The sequence below is a fragment of the Mycobacterium sp. NPDC003323 genome (assembly GCF_053589535.1).
In genome coordinates, this window is sequence record NZ_JBSFSB010000011.1 from 129,567 (window position 1) to 149,405 (window position 19,839).

The 19,839-nt window shown below is 67.0% G+C and carries 22 protein-coding genes and 1 riboswitch; of the genes, 14 read left to right on the forward strand and 8 right to left on the reverse strand.

What is annotated here, in order from left to right; all coding sequences use genetic code 11:
- Window positions 1-14: 14 nt before the first annotated feature.
- Genes ACWDUN_RS22305 through mnhG form a run of 3 tightly spaced genes read left to right on the forward strand, consistent with a single transcriptional unit; the run spans window position 15 to window position 1,167 of the window.
- Window positions 15-548: a Na+/H+ antiporter subunit E gene (locus ACWDUN_RS22305; RefSeq protein ID WP_449932182.1), complete on the forward strand. Its 534-nt coding sequence runs from the start codon at window positions 15-17 to the stop codon at window positions 546-548.
- Window positions 548-829: a monovalent cation/H+ antiporter complex subunit F gene (locus ACWDUN_RS22310; protein ID WP_449932183.1), complete on the forward strand. Its 282-nt coding sequence runs from the start codon at window positions 548-550 to the stop codon at window positions 827-829. The genes ACWDUN_RS22305 and ACWDUN_RS22310 overlap by 1 nt, the downstream gene beginning before the upstream one ends.
- Entirely contained in the window at window positions 826-1,167 is a 342-nt protein-coding gene (mnhG, locus tag ACWDUN_RS22315; protein WP_449932184.1) for a monovalent cation/H(+) antiporter subunit G, read from the forward strand. Before ACWDUN_RS22310 ends, mnhG begins: the two co-directional genes overlap by 4 nt.
- Here mnhG and ACWDUN_RS22320 read toward each other — a convergent pair whose 3' ends face one another.
- Genes ACWDUN_RS22320 through ACWDUN_RS22340 form a run of 5 tightly spaced genes read right to left on the reverse strand, consistent with a single transcriptional unit; the run spans window position 1,168 to window position 4,400 of the window.
- Window positions 1,168-1,785, reverse strand: coding sequence for an LON peptidase substrate-binding domain-containing protein (locus ACWDUN_RS22320; protein ID WP_449932222.1), 618 nt, complete (start codon window positions 1,783-1,785; stop codon window positions 1,168-1,170).
- A gap of 5 nt (window positions 1,786-1,790) precedes the next feature.
- A complete protein-coding gene (locus tag ACWDUN_RS22325) occupies window positions 1,791-2,921 on the reverse strand; it encodes a glutamate--cysteine ligase (RefSeq protein WP_449932185.1) in 1,131 nt (376 codons plus the stop codon).
- Window positions 2,902-3,591: a superoxide dismutase[Cu-Zn] gene (gene sodC, locus ACWDUN_RS22330; RefSeq protein WP_449932186.1), complete on the reverse strand. Its 690-nt coding sequence runs from the start codon at window positions 3,589-3,591 to the stop codon at window positions 2,902-2,904. Before sodC ends, ACWDUN_RS22325 begins: the two co-directional genes overlap by 20 nt.
- 10 nt (window positions 3,592-3,601) lie before the next feature.
- Entirely contained in the window at window positions 3,602-4,072 is a 471-nt protein-coding gene (locus ACWDUN_RS22335) for a LytR C-terminal domain-containing protein (RefSeq protein ID WP_449932187.1), read from the reverse strand.
- Window positions 4,073-4,091: 19 nt separating this feature from the next.
- Window positions 4,092-4,400: a DUF3263 domain-containing protein gene (locus ACWDUN_RS22340; RefSeq protein WP_019513723.1), complete on the reverse strand. Its 309-nt coding sequence runs from the start codon at window positions 4,398-4,400 to the stop codon at window positions 4,092-4,094.
- A 126-nt stretch (window positions 4,401-4,526) separates the two neighbouring features.
- Between ACWDUN_RS22340 and ACWDUN_RS22345 the strand changes: the two genes are divergently transcribed.
- Both ACWDUN_RS22345 and ACWDUN_RS22350 read left to right on the forward strand, forming a co-directional pair.
- Entirely contained in the window at window positions 4,527-5,120 is a 594-nt protein-coding gene (locus ACWDUN_RS22345; RefSeq protein ID WP_449932188.1) for a peptide deformylase, read from the forward strand.
- Between the two features lie 3 nt (window positions 5,121-5,123).
- Entirely contained in the window at window positions 5,124-5,990 is an 867-nt protein-coding gene (locus tag ACWDUN_RS22350) for an N-acetylglutamate synthase, CG3035 family (protein WP_449932189.1), read from the forward strand.
- A gap of 22 nt (window positions 5,991-6,012) precedes the next feature.
- Here ACWDUN_RS22350 and gjpA read toward each other — a convergent pair whose 3' ends face one another.
- Entirely contained in the window at window positions 6,013-7,464 is a 1,452-nt protein-coding gene (gjpA, locus tag ACWDUN_RS22355; RefSeq protein WP_449932190.1) for an outer membrane porin GjpA, read from the reverse strand.
- Window positions 7,465-7,640: 176 nt separating this feature from the next.
- Between gjpA and ACWDUN_RS22360 the strand changes: the two genes are divergently transcribed.
- The 5 genes from ACWDUN_RS22360 to ACWDUN_RS22380 are packed head-to-tail and all read left to right on the forward strand — an operon-like array spanning window position 7,641 to window position 14,482.
- Window positions 7,641-9,050: a DUF3375 domain-containing protein gene (locus ACWDUN_RS22360; RefSeq protein WP_449932191.1), complete on the forward strand. Its 1,410-nt coding sequence runs from the start codon at window positions 7,641-7,643 to the stop codon at window positions 9,048-9,050.
- On the forward strand, window positions 9,047-9,718 hold the full coding sequence (locus ACWDUN_RS22365; protein ID WP_449932192.1) for a DUF4194 domain-containing protein: 672 nt from the start codon (window positions 9,047-9,049) through the stop codon (window positions 9,716-9,718). The genes ACWDUN_RS22360 and ACWDUN_RS22365 overlap by 4 nt, the downstream gene beginning before the upstream one ends.
- Complete coding sequence (locus ACWDUN_RS22370) at window positions 9,715-13,065, forward strand: ATP-binding protein (RefSeq protein WP_449932193.1); 3,351 nt, start codon at window positions 9,715-9,717, stop codon at window positions 13,063-13,065. Before ACWDUN_RS22365 ends, ACWDUN_RS22370 begins: the two co-directional genes overlap by 4 nt.
- Complete coding sequence (locus ACWDUN_RS22375) at window positions 13,065-13,835, forward strand: exodeoxyribonuclease III (protein ID WP_449932194.1); 771 nt, start codon at window positions 13,065-13,067, stop codon at window positions 13,833-13,835. The genes ACWDUN_RS22370 and ACWDUN_RS22375 overlap by 1 nt, the downstream gene beginning before the upstream one ends.
- Complete coding sequence (locus tag ACWDUN_RS22380; protein ID WP_449932223.1) at window positions 13,835-14,482, forward strand: hypothetical protein; 648 nt, start codon at window positions 13,835-13,837, stop codon at window positions 14,480-14,482. The genes ACWDUN_RS22375 and ACWDUN_RS22380 overlap by 1 nt, the downstream gene beginning before the upstream one ends.
- On the opposite strand, the gene ACWDUN_RS22385 is transcribed toward ACWDUN_RS22380, so the two are convergent.
- Together ACWDUN_RS22385 and ACWDUN_RS22390 are read right to left on the reverse strand one after the other, a co-directional pair.
- Entirely contained in the window at window positions 14,469-15,110 is a 642-nt protein-coding gene (locus tag ACWDUN_RS22385) for a class I SAM-dependent methyltransferase (RefSeq protein WP_449932195.1), read from the reverse strand. The genes ACWDUN_RS22380 and ACWDUN_RS22385 overlap by 14 nt on opposite strands.
- A gap of 202 nt (window positions 15,111-15,312) precedes the next feature.
- Window positions 15,313-15,564, reverse strand: coding sequence for a hypothetical protein (locus ACWDUN_RS22390; protein ID WP_449932196.1), 252 nt, complete (start codon window positions 15,562-15,564; stop codon window positions 15,313-15,315).
- Window positions 15,565-15,994: 430 nt separating this feature from the next.
- Window positions 15,995-16,103: riboswitch (TPP riboswitch) on the forward strand.
- On the opposite strand from ACWDUN_RS22390, the gene thiC reads away from it, so the two are divergent.
- The 4 genes from thiC (at window position 16,096) to ACWDUN_RS22410 (ending at window position 19,833) form a co-directional block, all read left to right on the forward strand.
- Window positions 16,096-17,637 (forward strand): phosphomethylpyrimidine synthase ThiC, encoded by a 1,542-nt coding sequence (thiC, locus tag ACWDUN_RS22395; RefSeq protein ID WP_449932197.1) that lies wholly within the window; start codon window positions 16,096-16,098, stop codon window positions 17,635-17,637. Its footprint overlaps the riboswitch before it by 8 nt.
- Entirely contained in the window at window positions 17,634-18,467 is an 834-nt protein-coding gene (gene thiD / locus ACWDUN_RS22400; RefSeq protein WP_449932198.1) for a bifunctional hydroxymethylpyrimidine kinase/phosphomethylpyrimidine kinase, read from the forward strand. The genes thiC and thiD overlap by 4 nt, the downstream gene beginning before the upstream one ends.
- Complete coding sequence (locus ACWDUN_RS22405; protein ID WP_449932199.1) at window positions 18,467-19,081, forward strand: alpha/beta hydrolase family protein; 615 nt, start codon at window positions 18,467-18,469, stop codon at window positions 19,079-19,081. The genes thiD and ACWDUN_RS22405 overlap by 1 nt, the downstream gene beginning before the upstream one ends.
- A complete protein-coding gene (locus ACWDUN_RS22410; protein WP_449932200.1) occupies window positions 19,078-19,833 on the forward strand; it encodes a septum formation family protein in 756 nt (251 codons plus the stop codon). Before ACWDUN_RS22405 ends, ACWDUN_RS22410 begins: the two co-directional genes overlap by 4 nt.
- Window positions 19,834-19,839 lie beyond the last annotated feature (6 nt).

Sequence of the window (19,839 nt, forward strand, 5' to 3'; positions counted from 1 at the left end):
ATCCGAGGAGCACGATGAGGAGGATCACGCTGCGCATCTGGACGCTGTGCTGGCTGGCACTGGTGTGGATCCTGTTGTGGGGCACGTTCTCTGCAGCCAATATCGTCGGCGGTCTGGTCGTCGCACTGATCATCACGCTGCTGCTCCCGCTGCCTCCGGTACCCGTCGAGGGCCGCGTCCGCCCGCTCGCGCTGCTGCGGCTGATCGGCTATGTGGCGGTGAAGCTGGTCGTGTCGTCGTATCAGGTGGCCTGGCTGGCCATCAAGCCCGGCCCGCCGCCGGCCACCGCGGTGCTGCGCGCCCATCTGGCCATCAAGTCCGATCTGGTGCTGTCCCTGGCGGTCGGTGTGCTGACGCTGATCCCGGGATCGGTGGTGCTGGAGATCGACCAGAAGCGCAGACTCATCTATCTGCATGTGCTCGACGTCGGCTCGGAGAAGGCCGTCGAGAGCTTCTACCGGCAGGTCGAAATCGTGGAACGGCTGATGGTCGCGGCGTTCGAGCGGGAGACCGACTGGCGGCCGTCTGCCGAGAAGGAGGACGCCTGATGCACCTGGTGTGGATCACCGCGGCGGTCATGTTGTCGGCCGCCGCCGCCATCACGATCTACCGGCTGCTGGCCGGGCCCAGCACGCTCGACCGGCTGGTGGCGCTGGATGCCTTTGTCGCGGTGTCGATGTGCGGTATCGGGACCTGGGCCGCGTTCAGCCGGGACAGCACCGTCACCTACAGCCTCACCGCGCTGGCGTTGATCAGCTTCGTGGGGTCGGTGAGCGTGGCGCGCTTCCGCGTCCCCGACCGCGACCCCGATGATCGGAGGGCACGATGACCGTCGTCGACATCATCACCGCCGTCCTGGTGCTCGGCGGATCGGCATTGGCACTGACCGCCGCCATCGGTGTGGTGCGATTCCCGGACACGTTGACACGCATGCACGCCGCGAGCAAGCCGCAGGTGTTGGGCCTGCTGCTGGTGCTGGCCGGGGCTGCCGTCCAGTTGAGCGGACATCCCGATGTCGGCATGGTCGTGCTGGCCGGGCTGTTCACCCTCATCACCGCGCCGGTGGTGGCCAACCGCGTCGGGCAGCTGGCCTACCGCGAGCAGAACGTCCGCGAGAACATCGTCACCGACGAGCTCAAGCACAACCCGCTGCCCAAGCCGGACTAGCTACTCCGACAGCTGGAACTCGACCATGGCCGCGACCGTCTCCACCGCCTCGCGCAGGGCCGCCAGCCGCGCCGCCGCATGGGGTGCGGCCAGCACCGCGTAGCGGTCGGCCTGACCGATCGGGATGCGGGCGGCCAACGCATACAACCGATCTCCGGGGTGTTGACCCGGCTCGGGACCACCGAGCAGTACCTCCCGCGGCGGCAATTCGGCATCGCGCGCGGTGGCGATCCGCTCGAACAACGCCATCACGGCATCCTCCACGGCGGTGATATCCGCACCGGTGACCGACGGCCCGTCCTCGTCGGGCCACGGCACGATCTCGGCGCGCGGATACGGCGCGTCGTCCAGCCACCGCGCCACCCGGATCCGCTCGCCCAGGATGCAACGCAGCCGGTACTTGCCGCCGCCCAGATCGGCGTGCTCGACGATGCGTGCCAGCGCGCCGACATCGCTGCGCACGTCTCCGCCGCCGACCTCGCGGCCGGCCTCGATCAGCACCACCCCGAACTCGGGTTCACCGGCCAGACAGTCCGAAACCATTGCCGAATAGCGCGGTTCGAAGATGCGCAGCGGCAGTTCCTCCCCGGGCAGCATCGCCACCTCCAGCGGGAACATGGCGGTCACAGTTCCAGCTCCCCGATCAGCGAGTCGACCACGGCGCGCAGGTCGCCGTCGTTCTCCTCGGCGACCCGACGTTGCCGCTGATAGGAACCGCCGAGCCGGTAAATGCCCTCCACCCGCCGCAGTTCGTCGGCGCATCCCAGCGATGCCGCCACCGGTTCGAGCCGGTTCAGCAGATCATCGAGATCCTCGGTGACCAACCGCTCATTGCTGTCGGCGTCCAGGATGATCACCGCGTCCAACCCGTACCGGGCTGCGCGCCACTTGTTCTCCTGCACATGCCACGGTGGCATGGTGGGCAGTTGGTCGCCGGCGTCCAGACGCCGGTCCAGATCCACGATCAGGCAGTGCGTCAATGCGACCAGCGCGCCGAGCTCGGCGATATTGGACACCCCGTCGAAGATGCGTACCTCGATGGTCCCAAGATGCGGGGACGGCCGGATGTCCCAACGGATCTCGTTCATGTGATCGATGATCCCGGTCTTCTTCTGGTCGTGGACGAACCGTTCGAAGTGCGACCACTTCTGGAAGTGGAACGGCAGACCCGCGGTCGGCAGCTGCTGGAACATCATCGCCCGGTTGCTGGCGTAGCCGGTGTCCTCACCGTCCCAGTACGGCGAGGACGCCGACAGGGCCAACAGGTGCGGGTACTGGTTGAGCAGCGAGGTGATGATGGGCATCACCTTGTGCGCCGAGGAGATCCCGACGTGCACGTGCACACCCCAGATCAGCATCTGCCGACCCCACCACTGGGTGCGTTTGATCAACTCGGCGTAGCGCGCGCCCTCGGTGAGCTGTTGCATCTCCCATTCGGCGAACGGATGGGTGCCCGCGCAGAACAGTTCCATCCCGCGCTCTCGGGCGATGCGGCGCACCGGCACCAGGGTGTCGTGCAGATCCGTCATCGCCTCGGGCACCGTGTCGCAGATGCCGGTGACGACCTCGACGGTGTTGCGCAGCAATTCCTTGTGCACGTGCGGGGTTTCGCCGATCTCGGCGATCACGGCCGCGGCCTCGTTGCTCAGGTCGCGGGTCACGGGATCGACGAGCGCGAACTCCCACTCGACACCAACGGTCGGCCGGGGTGACCCGGCGAAGTCGATGCGGTTCTTACTCCGCGGAGATGACACCGCAGGCCACCCGGCCGCCGGCGTCTCCGGTGGCCAGCGTCTGCTGGTCGGGACCGGGGGTGCCGTTGATCTGCTGGTACTTCTCGGGCGGGATGTTGCCGAAGTTGTCGGCGTTCTCGTGGATGACGATCGCGGTCTTGCTGCCGGCCAGCAGCTCCTCGGCGGTGAACGCGTCGGTCGTGGTGACCAGCTTGGCCGAGCCGTCGCTGCGGACCTGCAGCGAGCTCAGGTCACCGCTGGAGGGGTGGCCGGAGTGTCCCTCGGCCTGGAAGTGTCCACCGGCACTGGTGAAATCGCCCTCACAGGTACCGACCTGGTGGATGTGCATCCCGTGGAACCCCGGTGTCAGCTCACCGGTGCCGGTGGTCTCGACGGTCACCGTGGCGAAACCGTCGGCGAACTCGATGGTCGCGGTGGCCACGTCGGTGCCGTCGGAGGTCTTCAGATCTGCGGTCAGCGTCTGGCCCGCACCGTGGGACTCGCCACTGCCATGGCCACCGCCGTGGCCCTCGTCGGCCGGGGCCGCTGCCGAGGGCGACGTCGATCCGGTCCAGACCGGGGGCGTGGTGCCCGGCTCGGTGGCAACCGGCTCGTTCGGTGCGCAAGCGGCGGCAATCGGCACGGTCAGTGCGGCGGCGGCGAGAAGACGAATCGAGGCTGAGATCGGCATGTCCGAGAGCCTAGCCGGTGACCGCCACGATGACGCCCGGCGGTTGCTCTACGAGCTCGGGACGCCTGGGCTCCACCGGAGCTTCCAGCAAGCGGCCGACCTCCTCGGCGGCCTCCTGCTCGCCGGGCTCCTCCCCGAAGAACACGGTCGTGGCCGGCAATCCCTCCAGGACGAGGTTGCCGGTTTCGGTCACGTTCCAACCGTCCTCGCGGAGCCGGTTGGCCGTGCCCTCGGCGGCGCCGGCGATATCGGAGGTGTTGAACACCCGCACCTCGGCGTCACGCGCTTGCGGCTCGGGCGACGGTTCTGCACTGGAAGTGGGACTGCTGGTGGTCGTGGCGGTGATGGCGACCGAGTCGGCGTCATCCTCGCCATCTGAGCCCATGTACTGGAAGGCGATCAACAGGAACGCGACACCCAGGAACAAGAGCACCATCACCATGGCGCGCAGGGGCAGCCCGGAAGAGTCTCGCTGGTTCATCGGGGCCAGCCTAACCGGCTCACGTGATGTCGAAACCGAGCCGCCGGGCCGCCTTGGCCTTCTGCCGGCTCGCACGCACCCTTCGCAGCCGCTTGACCAGCATCGGGTCCGCGGCCAACGCCTCGGGCCGGTCGACGAGGGCGTTGAGCACTTGGTAGTACCGGGTCGCCGACATCGAGAACAGTTCCTTGATGGCGTCTTCCTTGGACCCCGCGTACTTCCACCACTGGCGCTCGAACGCCAGAATGTCGTGTTCGCGGCGGGTCAGCCCGTCCGCGGGTTCGGAGTCGTCCCCGGATTGGCCGGTCCGCGCGATGGCGCCATCCATATCGCTGTTGGACCCTTCCGATCACTCGCAAATGACAATGGTGTGGTTCGGCGATCATTCAATCACGACGCCGGGAGTTGAGGCGTCATCGCTTCCCGCGAGTCGGCTGACTTAAGCTTGCCAATTGTGGCTGTCGTACCGATTTGCATTGTGGGCGATCCCGTCCTGCACACCCCGACCATCCCGGTGCCCGTGGGCGCCGACGGGACACTACCCGCCGGACTGGCCGAACTCATCGCCGACATGTACGACACGATGGACGCCGCGAACGGGGTTGGCCTGGCCGCCAACCAGATCGGTCGCACGGAGCGGGTGTTCGTCTACGACTGCGCGGACGACCGGGGCAGGACGGCGCGTCGACGCGGCGTGGTGATCAATCCCGTGCTGGAGACCTCCGAGGTTCCCGAGACCATGCCCGACCCCGATGACGACGACGAGGGTTGCCTGTCGGTGCCGGGCGAGTCGTTCCCCACCGGCCGCGCGTCGTGGGCCCGGGTCACCGGCCTGGACGCCGACGGCACCGAGATCACGCTGGAGGGCAACGGACTGTTCGCGCGGATGCTGCAGCACGAGACGGGGCACCTGGACGGCTTCACCTACCTGGACCGGTTGATCGGCAGGCACGCTCGGGCCGCCAAGAAGATGGTGAAGGCGAACAAATGGGGCGTTCCGGGTCTGAGCTGGATGCCCGGCGAGGACCCCGACCCGTTCGGCCACTAGCGCATGGTGTCCGTCGGTGCCCGGGTGTCGCTTCGGTACCAGATCCCCGGCGGCCTGACCGACGTCGTCGGTCATCTGGAGGCGCTGCAGCCCGCGGTGGTGGTGCGCACCAAATCCGGTGAGGTGATCGAGATCGACCCGGCCGACGTGGTGTCGGTGCGCGAGTTGTCGCACACCCCGGTTCGCAACTCCGAGATCCGGGCCCTGGAGCACGCCGCGGCGCTGGCCTGGCCCGGCACCGCACAGCATTGGCACGACGGCTGGCTGCTACGCGCCGGCGCCGGCCACACCAGCCGCGCCAACTCGGCTGTGCCGCTGCTGTTCTCAGCATCGGTGGCGTCCGTGCCGCAGATCATCGCCTGGTACGCCGAGCGCGATCTGGATCCCTGGCTGGCGCTGCCCGAGCGGCTGCTGCCGACCAAGGCGCCGGGCATCAAACCGACGCGCATGCTGGTGCGTGATCTGTCCCCCGCCCCGTTCACGGACGCCTCGCTGTCGCCGATCCCCGATGCCCGGTGGCTGCGAACCTACGAGCGCGATGTGCCGGTGGAGATCCTCACCGCGGTGATCGACGGGCAGGTGACCTTCGCCGGTGCGGGTGCCGCCGTGGGCCGTGGCGCGGTCACCACGGCCCCGGACGGCACCCGCTGGCTCGGTGTGTCGTGTGTGCGGGTCGCCGAATCGGCGCGCCGACAGGGGCTGGCCCGGTCGATCTTCGCGGCCCTGTCGTCCTGGGGTGCCGAACTGGGCGCGACCCGCACCTACGTGCAGGTGCTCGACGACAACACCCCGGCGCTGACGCTCTACGGATCTCTGGGGTTCCGACTGCACCACCGGCACCGCTATGTGCCCGCGTCCCAGTTGATCTGATGCGCCGATCCGGCGTTATCCGTTACTCGGATCCGCTGTTCTCGCCGGTGTCGGTGTCCTTGTCGGAGGCGTCGGTGTCGGTGTTGGAGGTGTCGGTGTCGGTGTCGGCGTCGGCGTCCTGCTCGGCCTCGACCTTTTCCTCCGCGTTTTCCTCCGCTTCCTCTTCCGCCTCGGCTTCGGCTTGGGCCTGTTCGTCGGCCTCCTTCTCGGCCGCGGCTTCCGCTTCGGCCTGTTCGTCGGCCTCCTTCTCGGCCTCGGTCTCGGCGTGAGCCTCAACCTCGCTGCCCGGCTTTGTCTCCAGTTCCGCTTCGGCCTGTTCGTCGGAATCTGTTTCCGTTGCCGCTGAGAGGGTTTCGGATCCGCCCGGTGTGCCCTCGGCATGAGTCGACAGGCTGACCGTCACCGCCGAGGCGTTCGGCAGCGCCGTCGGTGAATCGTTGGTCAACTCGGCCGTCTCGGCCGTCGCGGCCGTCGCGGCGCCGGTCGTCACCCCCGGCCAGCCGATCGCCTTGGCGATGATCTGACCGAAGGTCACCAATGCCGCCAGCGGCCCGATGCGCTGACCGGCGATGTCCAGCGTGAGCGGGAAGCCCATCATGCCGGTGGTGGTGTTCATGCCGATGGCATTGAAGATCGACCCGCCGATGCCTTCATTCGCGATGCCCGTGACGCCCGCGCTGAACAACCCACCGAACTCGATGTCCAAGTTGTGCAACGTGGTGTCGGTGAGCAGACGCGCCGCATTGAGCATCGGCACCAGACCGTCGAGGTTGAGCGTGGCCCCGTTGAGGAACGCATCCACCATCTTCGCCGGGATGTTGATCAGGTCCTGCACCGCACCCGCGAGGTCACCAGCGAGGACCGAGGTGACCACAGCGTGCAAGCTGTTGGCCAGTGCCACGGCCGGGCTCGCGAGCGGCCCGATCAATCCCATCGCGATCCCGCTGACCGGCGACGAGACGAGGTTGAGTACCTCCTTGAGCAGCGGGACAACCTGCGGGGGCGTGCCTTCGGGCAGGATCTTCGGGATCGACTGGAGCAGGATGGCGTGCCAGCCGTCCAGCGTCTGCAGGCCCGCGTCGGTCTGCACGCCGGGGTCCACCCCGAACAATGTGGCCGCCTGCACTGCGGACCGGGCGTTGTCGAGCACCTGACCGATGACGTCGCCGAGTTTGCCCGGGTTCTTCAGCACCTGCTCCAGATAGCCGGCCTGGTTGGACAGGAACTGTCGGAGCAGGATCGCAGGCGCCTCGGAGAAGCTCTCACCGATCTGATCGGCACCCGCGTAGGCCGTCTCGAACGCCTGGATCCAGGGTTCGAGCGGGTCATAGGCCGCCGTCAGCTGTACCGCGGCCGAGGTGAGGGCCGGCGGAGTCGGTACCGAGTCCGGCACGGTCACCGGGGCCATCGCGACGACGCCGGCTGCCGCCACGCAGACGGCGAGAGACCTCCGAGAATGTGCTGCGACCTGCATGAATGCTCCTGACTTCAAGGGGTAGGGGGCGGAACCTACCGAAGAGTAAATTACCGAGAAGTAGGGCGTATCCAGAATACGCAAACAGGTGTCAACTATTTCGTTGGCAATGGTCAGCGCGATACCGGCTCGCCGCGAGTGTGCCGTCGGGCCGACGCCAAGTATCTTGGATCGTCGTGCTGCCGCCCGCTGATCTACTCGACGCCAACCGTGAGGTCCAAGCCTCACGCGCGCTGCGTCTGCTGGCGACGTCCAACCTGGCCGTGTACGCGACCCTCATGGAGCGCCACCTGTTCGACGGCGTCATCGCCGAGGCCGATCTGGTGGTGCGACTGGAACGCGATATGGCGGACCTGGCCACCGAGGGCGAGCAGTCCGGGCTCGCGCTGATCAAGTCCTGGTCCAGTCAGGGCTGGTTGCACCGGGTCGCCCAAGCCGACCGAAACGTCTGCTACCTGACCCAGGACGCCCGGCGCGCCCTGGACTTCGTCCGCGGCGTCCGTCGCAACGACACCATCGCCACCGGCGGGTCCATCAATGGCATCGCCGCCCGGCTCAAGCAGGTGGCCATCCGCGCCGGTGGCGACCCCGACCGGATCCGCGCCGGTATCGAAGCCGAGATCGCGGCGCTGCACGCCGAACTGGACGAACTCGACGCCGGGTTGCGCCCGGATCCCGACGTGACCTCCATGCATGACGAGGCACGGGCCATCGCCATGCAGATGGAACGCCTGATCACCGATATCGGCCTGTACGGCAACATGATCGAGCAGGCCACCGCGGCATTGGACGACCCCATCGAGACCAATACCGAATACCGCGACCGGCAGCGCCGCATGTACGCCGACTACCAGGCCGCCTGGGATTCCGCCGGCCGCGATTCGCACCGGGTGTTCCTGCGCATGATCAACGATCCCACCCAGCGCGCCGAGTTCGAGGCCGATATCGCCACGGTCGCCTCGGCGCTTCCCGACCTCGACCCCGCGCTGCGGCGGGTGATGGCGGGTTTCTTCGAACTGGTCGGCCATCAGATCGACGAAGTGGAACGCATCCAGCAGCGCTGCGCGCAGCGGGTGAAGCGGTTCACGGCCTTCGGCACGCTGGAGCAGAGCCGCGGCGTCGCACGTCAGTTGAACGAGGCGATCGGTGCCGCCCGCGCCCTGTTGAAGGAGTCACTGACCGACTCACGGCTGGCCATCGAGGTTCCACTGGCCCGCCACGCCATCAGTTCGGTGGGCGCGTTGAGCTTCCGGATCAACGATCTGTCCTCCCCCAAACCCGCCGAGGTCGCCGCCGGCGAGGTCGACTTGTCGACGTTCTCCTCACTGACCACGCAGGTCGACGCGCCCGCTCTGACCGCGATGCTCAATTCCGCTCTGCCGGTGTCTCTTCCGGATGCGCTGTCGATGCTGGACTCGCCGTACCTGGGTCATGTGATCGTGCTGTGGTCCTGGGCGCTCAAGCAGCCGGCACCGGTATCGACGGATTCGGTCACCATCCGCTTCCATTCGCTGGACGGACAAGACCGCGAGATGGAGGTCCCGCACCTGATGTTCACCGAGCCGATCACCGAAGGCGCCTCATGACCGACACCTCCACGCCGAAACCGGAAATCGACTTCGCCTCCCTGCCGGAGGTCGACCGGACCGGGCGCAGCACGGGTACCCGCAAGCCCCGTTTCGACGGTGATGTCAGCGTCATGCCCGACCGGGCATGCTGGGCGCTGCAGCATCTGCTGACCCGCCGCTATATCAGCAGCGAGTCCGACCCGGACATCTACAGCTGGATCCTGGAGTACCGCAACGATCTGGCGGTGCGGCTGTCTGAACTCGATCTACAACTGCAGATCTCGGCACAGGTCGACATCGCCTATATCGAGCAGGCGCGCTACGAACCCACCAAGGGCGCCAAGCTGTTGCGCCGGGAACCGCTGGGCACCTACGACTCCATCCTGGCATTGCACCTGGCGCAGATGATGCGTGCCGGCGGCGACGTCAGCTTCATGATCACCCGCGACGAGATCCACGGTCTCTTCTCCGGCGTGCTCAACGACACCGACCGCGACACCGTCACCTTCACCGCGCGCATCGATGCGGCGGTCGCCCGGTTGGCCGGTCTGGACATCCTGCGCCGCACCCGCGACGACGAGGACTCCTACACCGTCAGCCCGGTCATCACCGCCATCATGACCGCCTCGGTGATCACCGAACTGCAACAGCAGTTCGAGCAGCTGCTGAAAGGTGGTGCCGAGTGAGCGAGCAGTTCCATCTGTCCCGGTTGCAGGTCATCAACTGGGGCGTCTTCGACGGCTACCACTCCATCCCGTTCAACGCGGGCGGCTCGCTGATCGCCGGGTCCTCCGGCAGCGGCAAATCCTCACTGCTGGATGCCATCTCGCTGGGATTCCTGCCGTTCAACCGGCGCAACTTCAACGCATCCGGCGACAACACCGCGGCCGGTTCCAGCGCGGGCCGACGCACCGTCGACAAATACGTGCGCGGCGCGTGGGGCCAGCGCAGCGACGGCGGCACCAGCCAGGTGATGTACCTGCGCGGCGACGGCACGACCTGGTCGGCGGTCGCGGTGACCTACACCTCCAATACCGGGCGCACCATCACCGGGCTGGTGCTCAAATGGCTGACCGGCGAATCCCGTTCGGACTCCTCCAGTCGTTTCGTGCTCGGCGATGGTGACCTGGACATCGAGAACGTCTGCAACCGTTGGGCGGCGGGACGATTCGACAGCAAGGTGTTCACCGACGGCAAACAGTCCGGGTGGCGGTTCTCCACCAAAGTCGAATCGCAGTATCTGGCCCAGCTGTACGCCTCGATCGGCATCCGGGCCTCCGAGGCCGCCCAGCAGCTGCTGGGCAAGGCGAAATCACTCAAGAGCGTCGGCGGTCTGGAGCAGTTCGTCCGCGACTTCATGCTCGACGAGCCGGACAGTCTGGCCCGGCTTCCCGAGGCGCTCAAACAGATCGACCCGCTGGTGGAGGCGCGCGAGTTGCTCGCCGTCGCGCAACGCAAGCGCAAGATCCTCGGGGATATCGAGTCCATCCAGGTGCGCTATGCCTCGGAGTCTTCCGATCTGGGCATCATCGACCTCGTCGACATGCCGATGGTGCGCGCGCACACCGATCATCTTCGGCTGCGACAGGCTCCTGCGCAGATCGAGGCGCTCGACGGGACCATCGATCAGTTGGAGAACGAGTACGCCGACATCACCCGACAGCTCAATCTCGCCAAGGCCGAAGGTGATGCCCTCAACGCCCAGATCAGCGGTGCCAGTGCCAGTATCGGTCCGCTGCAGTCCCAGGTGGCTGCGGCCGAGGCGCAAGCCGAGGAGGTCACCCGCCGCTACGCCGCCTACGCCGAGATGGTGAGCGCGCACGGCCAAGAGGTGCCCGAGAACGCCGACGAGTTTTGGAATCTGCGTGAGGAGTTGAGCAAGCAGGCCGCCGGACTTGCGGTCCAGCTCGACCGTGGCAGAGAGTCCTCCACCGACGCCGAGTACGCCCAGAAGGCGGCGCGGATGGCGCGCGATCACGCCGCCAAGGAGCTCAAGCGCGTCGAGCAGGTCGGCTCCGCACTGCCGGAGTTCGCCGTCACGATGCGTGAACACATCTGCGCCGCCGTGGGCATCGAGCCTTCGGCGCTGCCCTACGTCGCCGAATTGATGGACCTGCGTCCCGAGGAGACCCGCTGGCGGGCGGCGGTGGAGAAGGTGTTGCGCTCCGTCGGGCTGCGGCTGCTGGTGCCGGATCAGCACTATGCGAAGGTGCTGCGCTTCGTCAACGAGAACAACATGCGCGGCCGCCTGGCGCTACACCATGTGCGGGTCAATCCGCCCGACCGGGAGCCTGAGCCGAACACCTTGGCGGGCAAGCTCTTCGTCGTCAACCCCGACCATCCGTGCGCACCCGAGGCGCTGGACGTGCTGGCCGCCGCCGGTGACCACATCTGTGTCGACAGCCCGGACCTGTTCGCCCGGTTCCGCCGCGCGGTCACCGATACCGGCCTGTATAAGGACTCCGACCGATTGGCCATCAAGGACGACCGGCGCCCGCTGAAACCGTCGGAGTACATCTATCAGGGTGATATCACCGCCAAGCTGGACGCCCTGACCGCCGAGCTCGCCGACGCCGAGGACGTCTTCGCCAGCGCCCGGCTGGCCGCCGACGACATTGCCGCGCAACGGCAGAAGTGGCGCGATCAGGCCGCCGCCTGCAAGGCCATCTGTGAGCAGTTCCCGCAGTGGAGTCATATCGACACCGACACCGCCGACGGGCATGCCGACCGGTTGCGCGAACAGTATGACCTGTTGATCGCCGACAACCCGGATGTGGAGGCGCTGAGCATCCGGGCCGAGGAGTGCTGGAACGACATCCAGACGCTGATGACGCGCCGGGGTGCCATCCAGACCCGCCGAGACGATCTGGACGCCCGTCGCACCCGACTACTCGACCTGCAGGACCGGCTCAACCCGACCACGGTGTCGGAGGCGGCCACCGATCTGCTCGACCGCTACGCCACGCAGATCCCGGTGACCCTGGAGTTGCTCAATCCCGAACCGTACCGAGAGGCGTTGTTCGCCGCGATCCGGCGCGAGCGGGATCGACTCACCGAGAGCCGCAGGCGTTCTCACGACGAGTTGGCGCGCATCATCGCCACCTACGACACGTCGTTCCCGGACGCCATCCCGAATGACTCCGATGATCTCGACGAGCGGGTGCACGATTACGTGGCGGTGTGCCGACACATCGACGAACGCGAACTGCCGGACGCCTATGAGCGGATGATGCGGCTGATCACCGAGCAGGCCCCCGATGCGATCCTGACCCTGCACCGCGTCGCCGAGCAGGAGGCCCGGCGTATCGCCGAGCAGATCGACCGGGTGAACACCGGTCTGGGTGCGGTGGAGTTCAACCGTGGTACCCGGCTGACCCTGCGCGCCACCCCGCGCAGTCTGGCCGCGGTCTCCGAGCTCACCGATATCGTCAAGGCCATCTCGCGGCGCATCGCCGAGGTGGGCCTGGGCGACAAGAAGGCGATCCTGGAGCAGTACGCCGACATCTTGCGGCTGCGCAACCGGTTGGCGGGCAATACTCCCGAGGATCGGGTGTGGACCCGCGACGCGCTGGACGTGCGCAACCGGTTCACCTTCGACTGCGCCGAATGGGATGTGCGCACCGAGGATCTGATCCGCACGCACAGCAACGCCGGTGACAACTCCGGCGGTGAGCAGGAGAAGTTGATGGCGTTCTGCCTCGCCGGTGCGCTGAGCTTCAACCTGGCCAACCCCGAAAGTGGGGACAACAAGCCCGTTTTCGCCCAGTTGATGCTCGACGAGGCGTTCTCGAAGTCCGACCCCCAGTTCGCCCAGCAGGCACTGCAGGCGTTCCGCAAGTTCGGCTTCCAGCTCGTCATCGTCGCCACCGTGCAGAACGCCACCACCATCCAGCCCTATATCGAGGGTGTGGTGATGGTGTCCAAGACCGAGCCCAGCGGCCGTAACGCCCGGCCGGTGGCCAACGTCACCACCAAGACCATCACCGATTTCACGGCGCTGCGGCGTGAACTGAAAGTCCCGGAGCCTGTCTGATGCGCGTAGCGACCTGGAACGTCAATTCGATTCGCACCCGGGTGGACCGGGTGACCGACTGGCTGGCCCGCGCCGATGTCGACGTGCTGGCCATGCAGGAGACCAAGTGCACCGACGCGCAGTTCCCGACGATGCCGTTCGCGGCGTTGGGGTACGACGTGGCGCATGTCGGGCTCAACCAGTGGAACGGGGTGGCGATCGCCTCCCGGGTGGGCCTGGACGATGTGCAGATCGGTTTCGACGGCCAGCCGGCATGGCAGGGGGTCGCGGAGGCCCGCGCCATCGGTGCCACCTGCGCAGGGGTGCGGATCTGGAGTCTGTACGTGCCCAACGGCCGGACGCTGGCCGATCCGCACTACCCCTACAAACTGGAATGGCTTGCCGCGCTGAAAAATACCGCATCGGCATGGGCCGGTCCGGTGGCGCTGGTCGGTGACTGGAACATCGCGCCCACCGACGAGGATGTCTGGGATCCGGCGTTCTTCGAGGGATCCACGCACGTCTCGGCGCCCGAGCGCGCGGCATTCCAGGCCATGCTCGACAGCGGGTTCACCGATGTCGTGCGACCGCACACGCCCGGCCCCGGCGTGTACACCTACTGGGATTACACCCAGCTGAGATTCCCGAAGAAGCAGGGCATGCGGATCGACTTCATCCTCGGCTCGGCCGAGTTCGCGCAGCGGGTCACCCATGCCGAGATCGTCCGCGAGGAACGAAAAGGCAAGACGCCCAGCGACCACGCCCCGGTGCTGGTGGAGTTGTCGTCGTGATGGACATCCTGCCCAAGGTCGAGCTTTCCGACACCGATGTCGCCGATGCGCTGAGCCGCGCCGTCGCGTTGGCCGATCTGATCCTCGACGTACTTGCCGAGTTCGACCCCCTCGGTGTGCGAGCGCACCTGGAATTCCTCGAGGCGCCGGGCACCGACGCCTGGGAGCGCAAGGACCGCGACGCCCGGATCAGCTGGTGGATCTGGCGGGTGGGCGCGCTGGACACGGTCGCGGTGGCCTGGCCCGGTGCGCTGGGGGCCATCGTGAGCCGGCTACCGATCCAGGATCTACTCGGGTTCGCCTCGCAGGCGCTGATCCTGTGCGCGGTGGCGCGCGAGCACGGGGTGACCGATCGCCAGACCCGGGTGCGGATGCTGGCCGCAGTGCTGTGCGGGCGGACCATCCCGGATCCGCCGGCGCCGGATGACGACGAGCCGTGGCCGGACGGACTCGTCGCCAAGCTGTGGCACCTGGCGGGCATCCTCAACGCGGTCGGCGATGAGCTGGCCAAGCGCCCGCATCCACGGGCGATCTACCGCTATGTCGGCATGATCCCGCTGGTCGGCGCGCTGGCCGCCTATCTCGGTGAGTACGGGGCGCTGCACCGTGCCGCCAAGGCCGGCGAGAAATGGCTCAGGACGGTTTGATGCCGACGGTGATCAGGTCGGAGATCGGCGTCCAGAACGGTCGCCGCACCCGATGCTGGTCGTCGACCAGGAAACCGGCGTCCTCGAAGAGTTGACGCATCGCGTCCGGGGTGGGCGCATGCGCGGGCGCGCCCAGGCCGGCCGACAGCGCATGCAGCGGGGGGAACGGCTGGCGCGGACTCATCGTCGTGACGGCGACCATCCCGCCCGGGCCGAGCACGCGGTGGAACTCCGCGAGCGCCGACGGCTGGTCGAAGAAGTGGAACGCCGAGGTGGTGACTACCGCATCGAGGAACTCGTCCCGGAACGGCAACTCCTCGGCCGGCGCCGTCATCCAGCGGATCTGAGCGGAACGTTTCCGCGCCTGCGCCAGCATCCCGTCGGACATGTCCAGGCCGTAGACCTCCTCGGGTCGCAGCTCGCGCTGGATGCGGTCGGCCAGGATGCCGGTGCCGCAGGCGATATCGGCGATCTGCGTGCAACCGCGTTGGCGCAGCTGGGCGATTACCTCATCCTGGGCCGGCTTGTACACCAGACGTTGCAGACAACCCGTGTCATAGGCCGGGGCGGCGAAGCTCCAGAATTTGGTGATGGCGTCGTTGAAAGCCCGGCGTTGCGCGGTGGTCACTGTCCCGAGTGTAGGCGCGGGGCGCTACGCCGAGAATCTCGCGGCGGTCGCACAGTACGCACGTTCGGCCATGGCAATGCCGAGCGCATCGTGGCGGTGGCGCCGGCCGGGATACGGGTAAGGCACCGACGCGCCGAAAGCCCCGCACCATGATCGGATGCGGGGCTTTCGCTCGCAGTTCCCCGGAATCGGGGAACGGGGATTATTCGGAGGGGTTGCCGGCCTCACGCGGGCTGGATGCCGGACCCCGAGGACTCTTTACGCCCTGAAAGTTGCGTTCGAGATCGGGCCCGTCGACAAATCGGATGCTGCCGAGGAAGGGCAGTTCGATGATCTCCTCACCGTAGAAGTCCCACGGGCTCTCCCACGCATCCTCGGCCTGCGCCGGCGCAGCTACCCCGACCGCCGCCGCGGCAAACCCTGCGGCGATTGCCCCCACAATCAGCTTCTTCATTTTGCTATTCCCCCTGGAATATGTCGCTGTGCTGATCCGGACGACGAAGTCGACGGACCGTTGCCATCTACGTTATCCCAGCTAGAGCCGATCTTGTTACAACCAATTTCCGATTCAAGATCTGGAATTTCCGCTCGCAAGGTTACGATCTTGAATTCGCCATCGTCGGAATTTCGGGTGAATTGCATACGCAAATATCAACGCGCCTAGAAACAGCCTTCCAACTGCAGAGATGCTAGCTTTGTCCAGCAAGATCGGCACGGGCGCGTACGTGTCGCCGGTCTGCGAGTTCAGCAAAGAACTGGCAACTTCGGTCAGCCGGGATCTGCGGGGTCGAGTCGGACTGCCGCGGCATCGGACCGGCCCGAACCGACCCCGCCGATCCGCCTCGATGATCCCTCGGCATTCGCAGCGCGATGCGTTACCTTGTACGAGTCCACACGGGAGCACGCACCAGCGCGCTGAGAGGACGGCTAGGGCCGTCGACCGTACGAACCTGACCGGGTAATGCCGGCGTAGGGAGATGTGTAGATGAGTGTGTCCGTTGGTCCCATTTCCGGTAGCTCCAAGTACTACTCGCCCACCGGCGTGCCGTTTCGCCGCGTGCATCTGAGCACCGGCGAGCACCTCGATCTGTACGACACCTCCGGCCCGTACACCGACGACAACGCGCTGATCGATCTGGAACGTGGCCTACCGCGGCGCGGCGGCGTGGTCCGCGACCGTGGCACCCAGCTGCAACGCGCACGCAACGGCGAGATCACCGCCGAGATGGCGTTCATCGCCGAACGCGAGGGCGTGCCGACCGAACTGGTGCGCTCCGAGGTCGCCATCGGACGGGCCGTGATCCCGGCCAACCATAATCACCCCGAGAGCGAGCCGATGATCATCGGCAAGGCGTTCGGCGTCAAAGTCAATGCGAACATCGGCAATTCGGCGGTCACCAGCTCCATCGCCGAAGAGGTCGACAAGATGGTGTGGGCCACCCGCTGGGGTGCGGACACCATCATGGACCTGTCCACCGGCCGCGATATCCACCTCACCCGGGAATGGATCCTGCGCAACTCACCGGTCCCGGTCGGCACCGTGCCGATGTATCAGGCGCTGGAAAAGGTCAACGGCGATCCCACCAAGATGACGTGGGAGTCCTACCGCGACACCGTGATCGAGCAGTGCGAGCAGGGTGTCGATTACATGACCGTGCACGCCGGGGTGAAGCTGGCACACATCCCGCTGACCGTCGACCGGGTGACCGGCATCGTCAGCCGTGGCGGTTCCATCATGGCCGCCTGGATGCTCGCTCATCACCAGGAATCGTTCCTGTACACCCACTTCGACGAGATCTGCGAGATCCTGGCCCGATACGACGTCACCTTCTCCCTGGGCGACGGGTTGCGGCCGGGCTCCATCGCCGACGCCAACGACGCGGCCCAGTTCGCCGAATTGGAGACCCTCGGCGAGCTCACCAAGATCGCGAAATCTCATGGCGTGCAGGTGATGATCGAAGGTCCCGGACACGTCCCCATGCACAAGATCGTCGAGAACGTGCGCCTGGAGGAGGAACTCTGCGAGGAGGCCCCGTTCTACACCTTGGGCCCGCTGGCCACCGATATCGCACCGGCCTATGACCACATCACCAGCGCCATCGGCGCCGCGATCATCGCCCAGGCCGGTACCGCCATGCTGTGCTACGTCACCCCCAAGGAGCACCTGGGACTGCCCAACCGCAAGGACGTCAAGGACGGGGTGATCGCCTACCGGATCGCCGCGCACGCCGCCGACCTCGCCAAGGGCCATCCGCGGGCACAGCAGCGCGATGACGCACTGAGCAAGGCCCGGTTCGAGTTCCGGTGGGCCGACCAGTTCGCGCTGTCCTTGGACCCGGACACCGCCCGCGACTTCCACGATGAGACGTTGCCCGCCGAACCCGCCAAGACCGCGCACTTCTGCTCCATGTGCGGCCCCAAATTCTGCTCCATGCGCATCACGCAGGACATCCGCGATGCCATGAACGACAAATCGGTGGAGTTCGCGGAACACGGTAATCGCGTCTATCTACCCTTGGTGCCATGAACTTCCTACCGCTTCCCCAACCGGGTCGGACGCCGCTGCGGGTGATGACGATCGCCGGGTCCGATTCCGGTGGCGGCGCGGGCATCCAGGCGGATATGCGCACCTTCGCCATGCTCGGCGTGCACGGCACCGTGGCGATGACCGCGGTGACCGTACAGAACTCGGTGGGCGTCAAGGGTTTCCACGAGATCCCGCTGGACATCATCGCCGGACAGATCAGCGCGGTGGCCTCCGATATCGGCATCCAGGCCGCCAAGACCGGGATGCTGGCTTCGGCGGAGATCATCGGTGTGGTCGCCGAGACGTGGCGGGCCGAAGGGCTGGCGGGCACCGTCCCGTTGGTCGTCGACCCGGTGTGCGCCTCCATGCACGGTGACCCGCTGCTGCATCCCTCGGCGCTGAACTCGGTACGCTCCGAACTGTTCCCGCTGGCCACCCTGGTCACCCCGAACCTCGACGAGGTGCGCCTGATCACCGGGATCGACGTAATCGATCCGGCCACCCAGAAGGACGCCGCCCGGGCACTGCACGCGCTGGGCCCGCAATGGGCACTGGTCAAGGGCGGACACCTGCGATCCTCGGAACTGAGCCCGGACCTGCTGTTCGACGGCACCGAGTTCCACGAGTTCAGCGAGCCGCGGGTGGACACCGGCCATGACCACGGTGCCGGTGACACCCTGGCCGCGGCCACCGCGTCGGCTCTGGCGCACGGCTTCTCGGTCCCCGACGCGGTCGCCTTCGGCAAAGCCTGGATCACCGAGTGCATCCGCGCCGCCTATCCCCTGGGCCACGGCCACGGTCCGGTGAATCCGCTGTTCCGGCTGCAGTGATGACCCTCGAGCAGATCGCCGGCATCGCGCACGAACCCGCCGGCACACCGCAGGGGACGGTGCTGCTGACCCACGGTGCCGGCGGAAACCGGGACGCCACGCTGCTGGTCGGACTCTGCGACGAATGGGCTCGCCGGGGATACCTGGCCGTCCGCTACAACCTGCCCTACCGCCGCCGACGGCCGAAGGGGCCGCCGTCGAACTCCGCCGCGTCCGACCAGGACGGCATCGCCGAGGCCATCGCCTGGGCGCGCGGGCTCGGGCACGGTCCCGTCATCGCCGGTGGACACTCCTACGGCGGACGGATGACGTCGATGGTGGCCGCTCGGGAGGCGGGCCCGGACGTCCTGGCCCTGACGTCGTATCCCTTGCACCCGCCCGGCAAGCCCGAGCGTGCCCGCACCGAGCACCTGCCCGATATCACCGTGCCGACGGTCTTCACCCACGGCACCGCCGATCCGTTCGGCACCCTCGACGAGGTCCGCGACGCCGCCCGACTGGTCACCGGATCGACCGAAATCGTGGCGATCACCGGCGCCCGTCATGATCTTGTTTCCAAGACTTTGGACGTGCCGGTGCTCACCGTGTCGGCCGCGGTTATCTTTCTTTCATGACACAGCCGCCGGAGTACCCGCAGGGCTACCAGCCGCCCCCACCTCCGTCTGGGCAGTACCCCGCGCCGCCGGCCGGACACCTCCCGCCGCCCCCACCCCCGCCTCAGCCGTACACCAACGCATACGGCCAGCCGTACCCGTCGCCACCGCAGCAGTCCGGCACCAACTGGTGGGCCGTCGTCTCGCTGATCTTCGGCGTCATCGGTGGCGTGCTGATCAGCGTCGTTGCCGGCATCGTCGGCCTGAGCAAGGCCAGGAAGGGCCAAGGTGGCCGCGGGATGGCCATCGCCGGCCTGGTCCTCTCGGCACTGTGGGTGATCGTCGGTATCGCCGCGGTGGCGCTGATCGTGGCCAATCAGGACGAGATCGCCGACAGTGAGTTCGCCGACATCTTCGATCCGAACTCGGTGAACGCTGCCGACATCGGGCTGGGTGACTGCCTGTCGGAGATCCCCTCGGACGCCAGCCTGGTCGCGTCGGTCAAGACCGTGGACTGCGCCGAGCCGCACAAGGGCGAGGTCTACTTCGTCGTCGATGTGCCCGGTGGCGATTTTCCTGGTCAGGCCACGATCCTCGACTACCAGGACCGTTGCCAGCCGGCGCTGGAGGAGTTCTCCCCGGCCGCCATGGCCGATCCCGAGGTCGGCATGTTCGTGCTGTACCCGACCGAGGACTCCTGGAAGCGCGGCGACCGCGCGGTGACGTGCATCGCCACCACCGACGTGCCGCGTACCGGATCGCTGCAGGAGTAGCGTCTC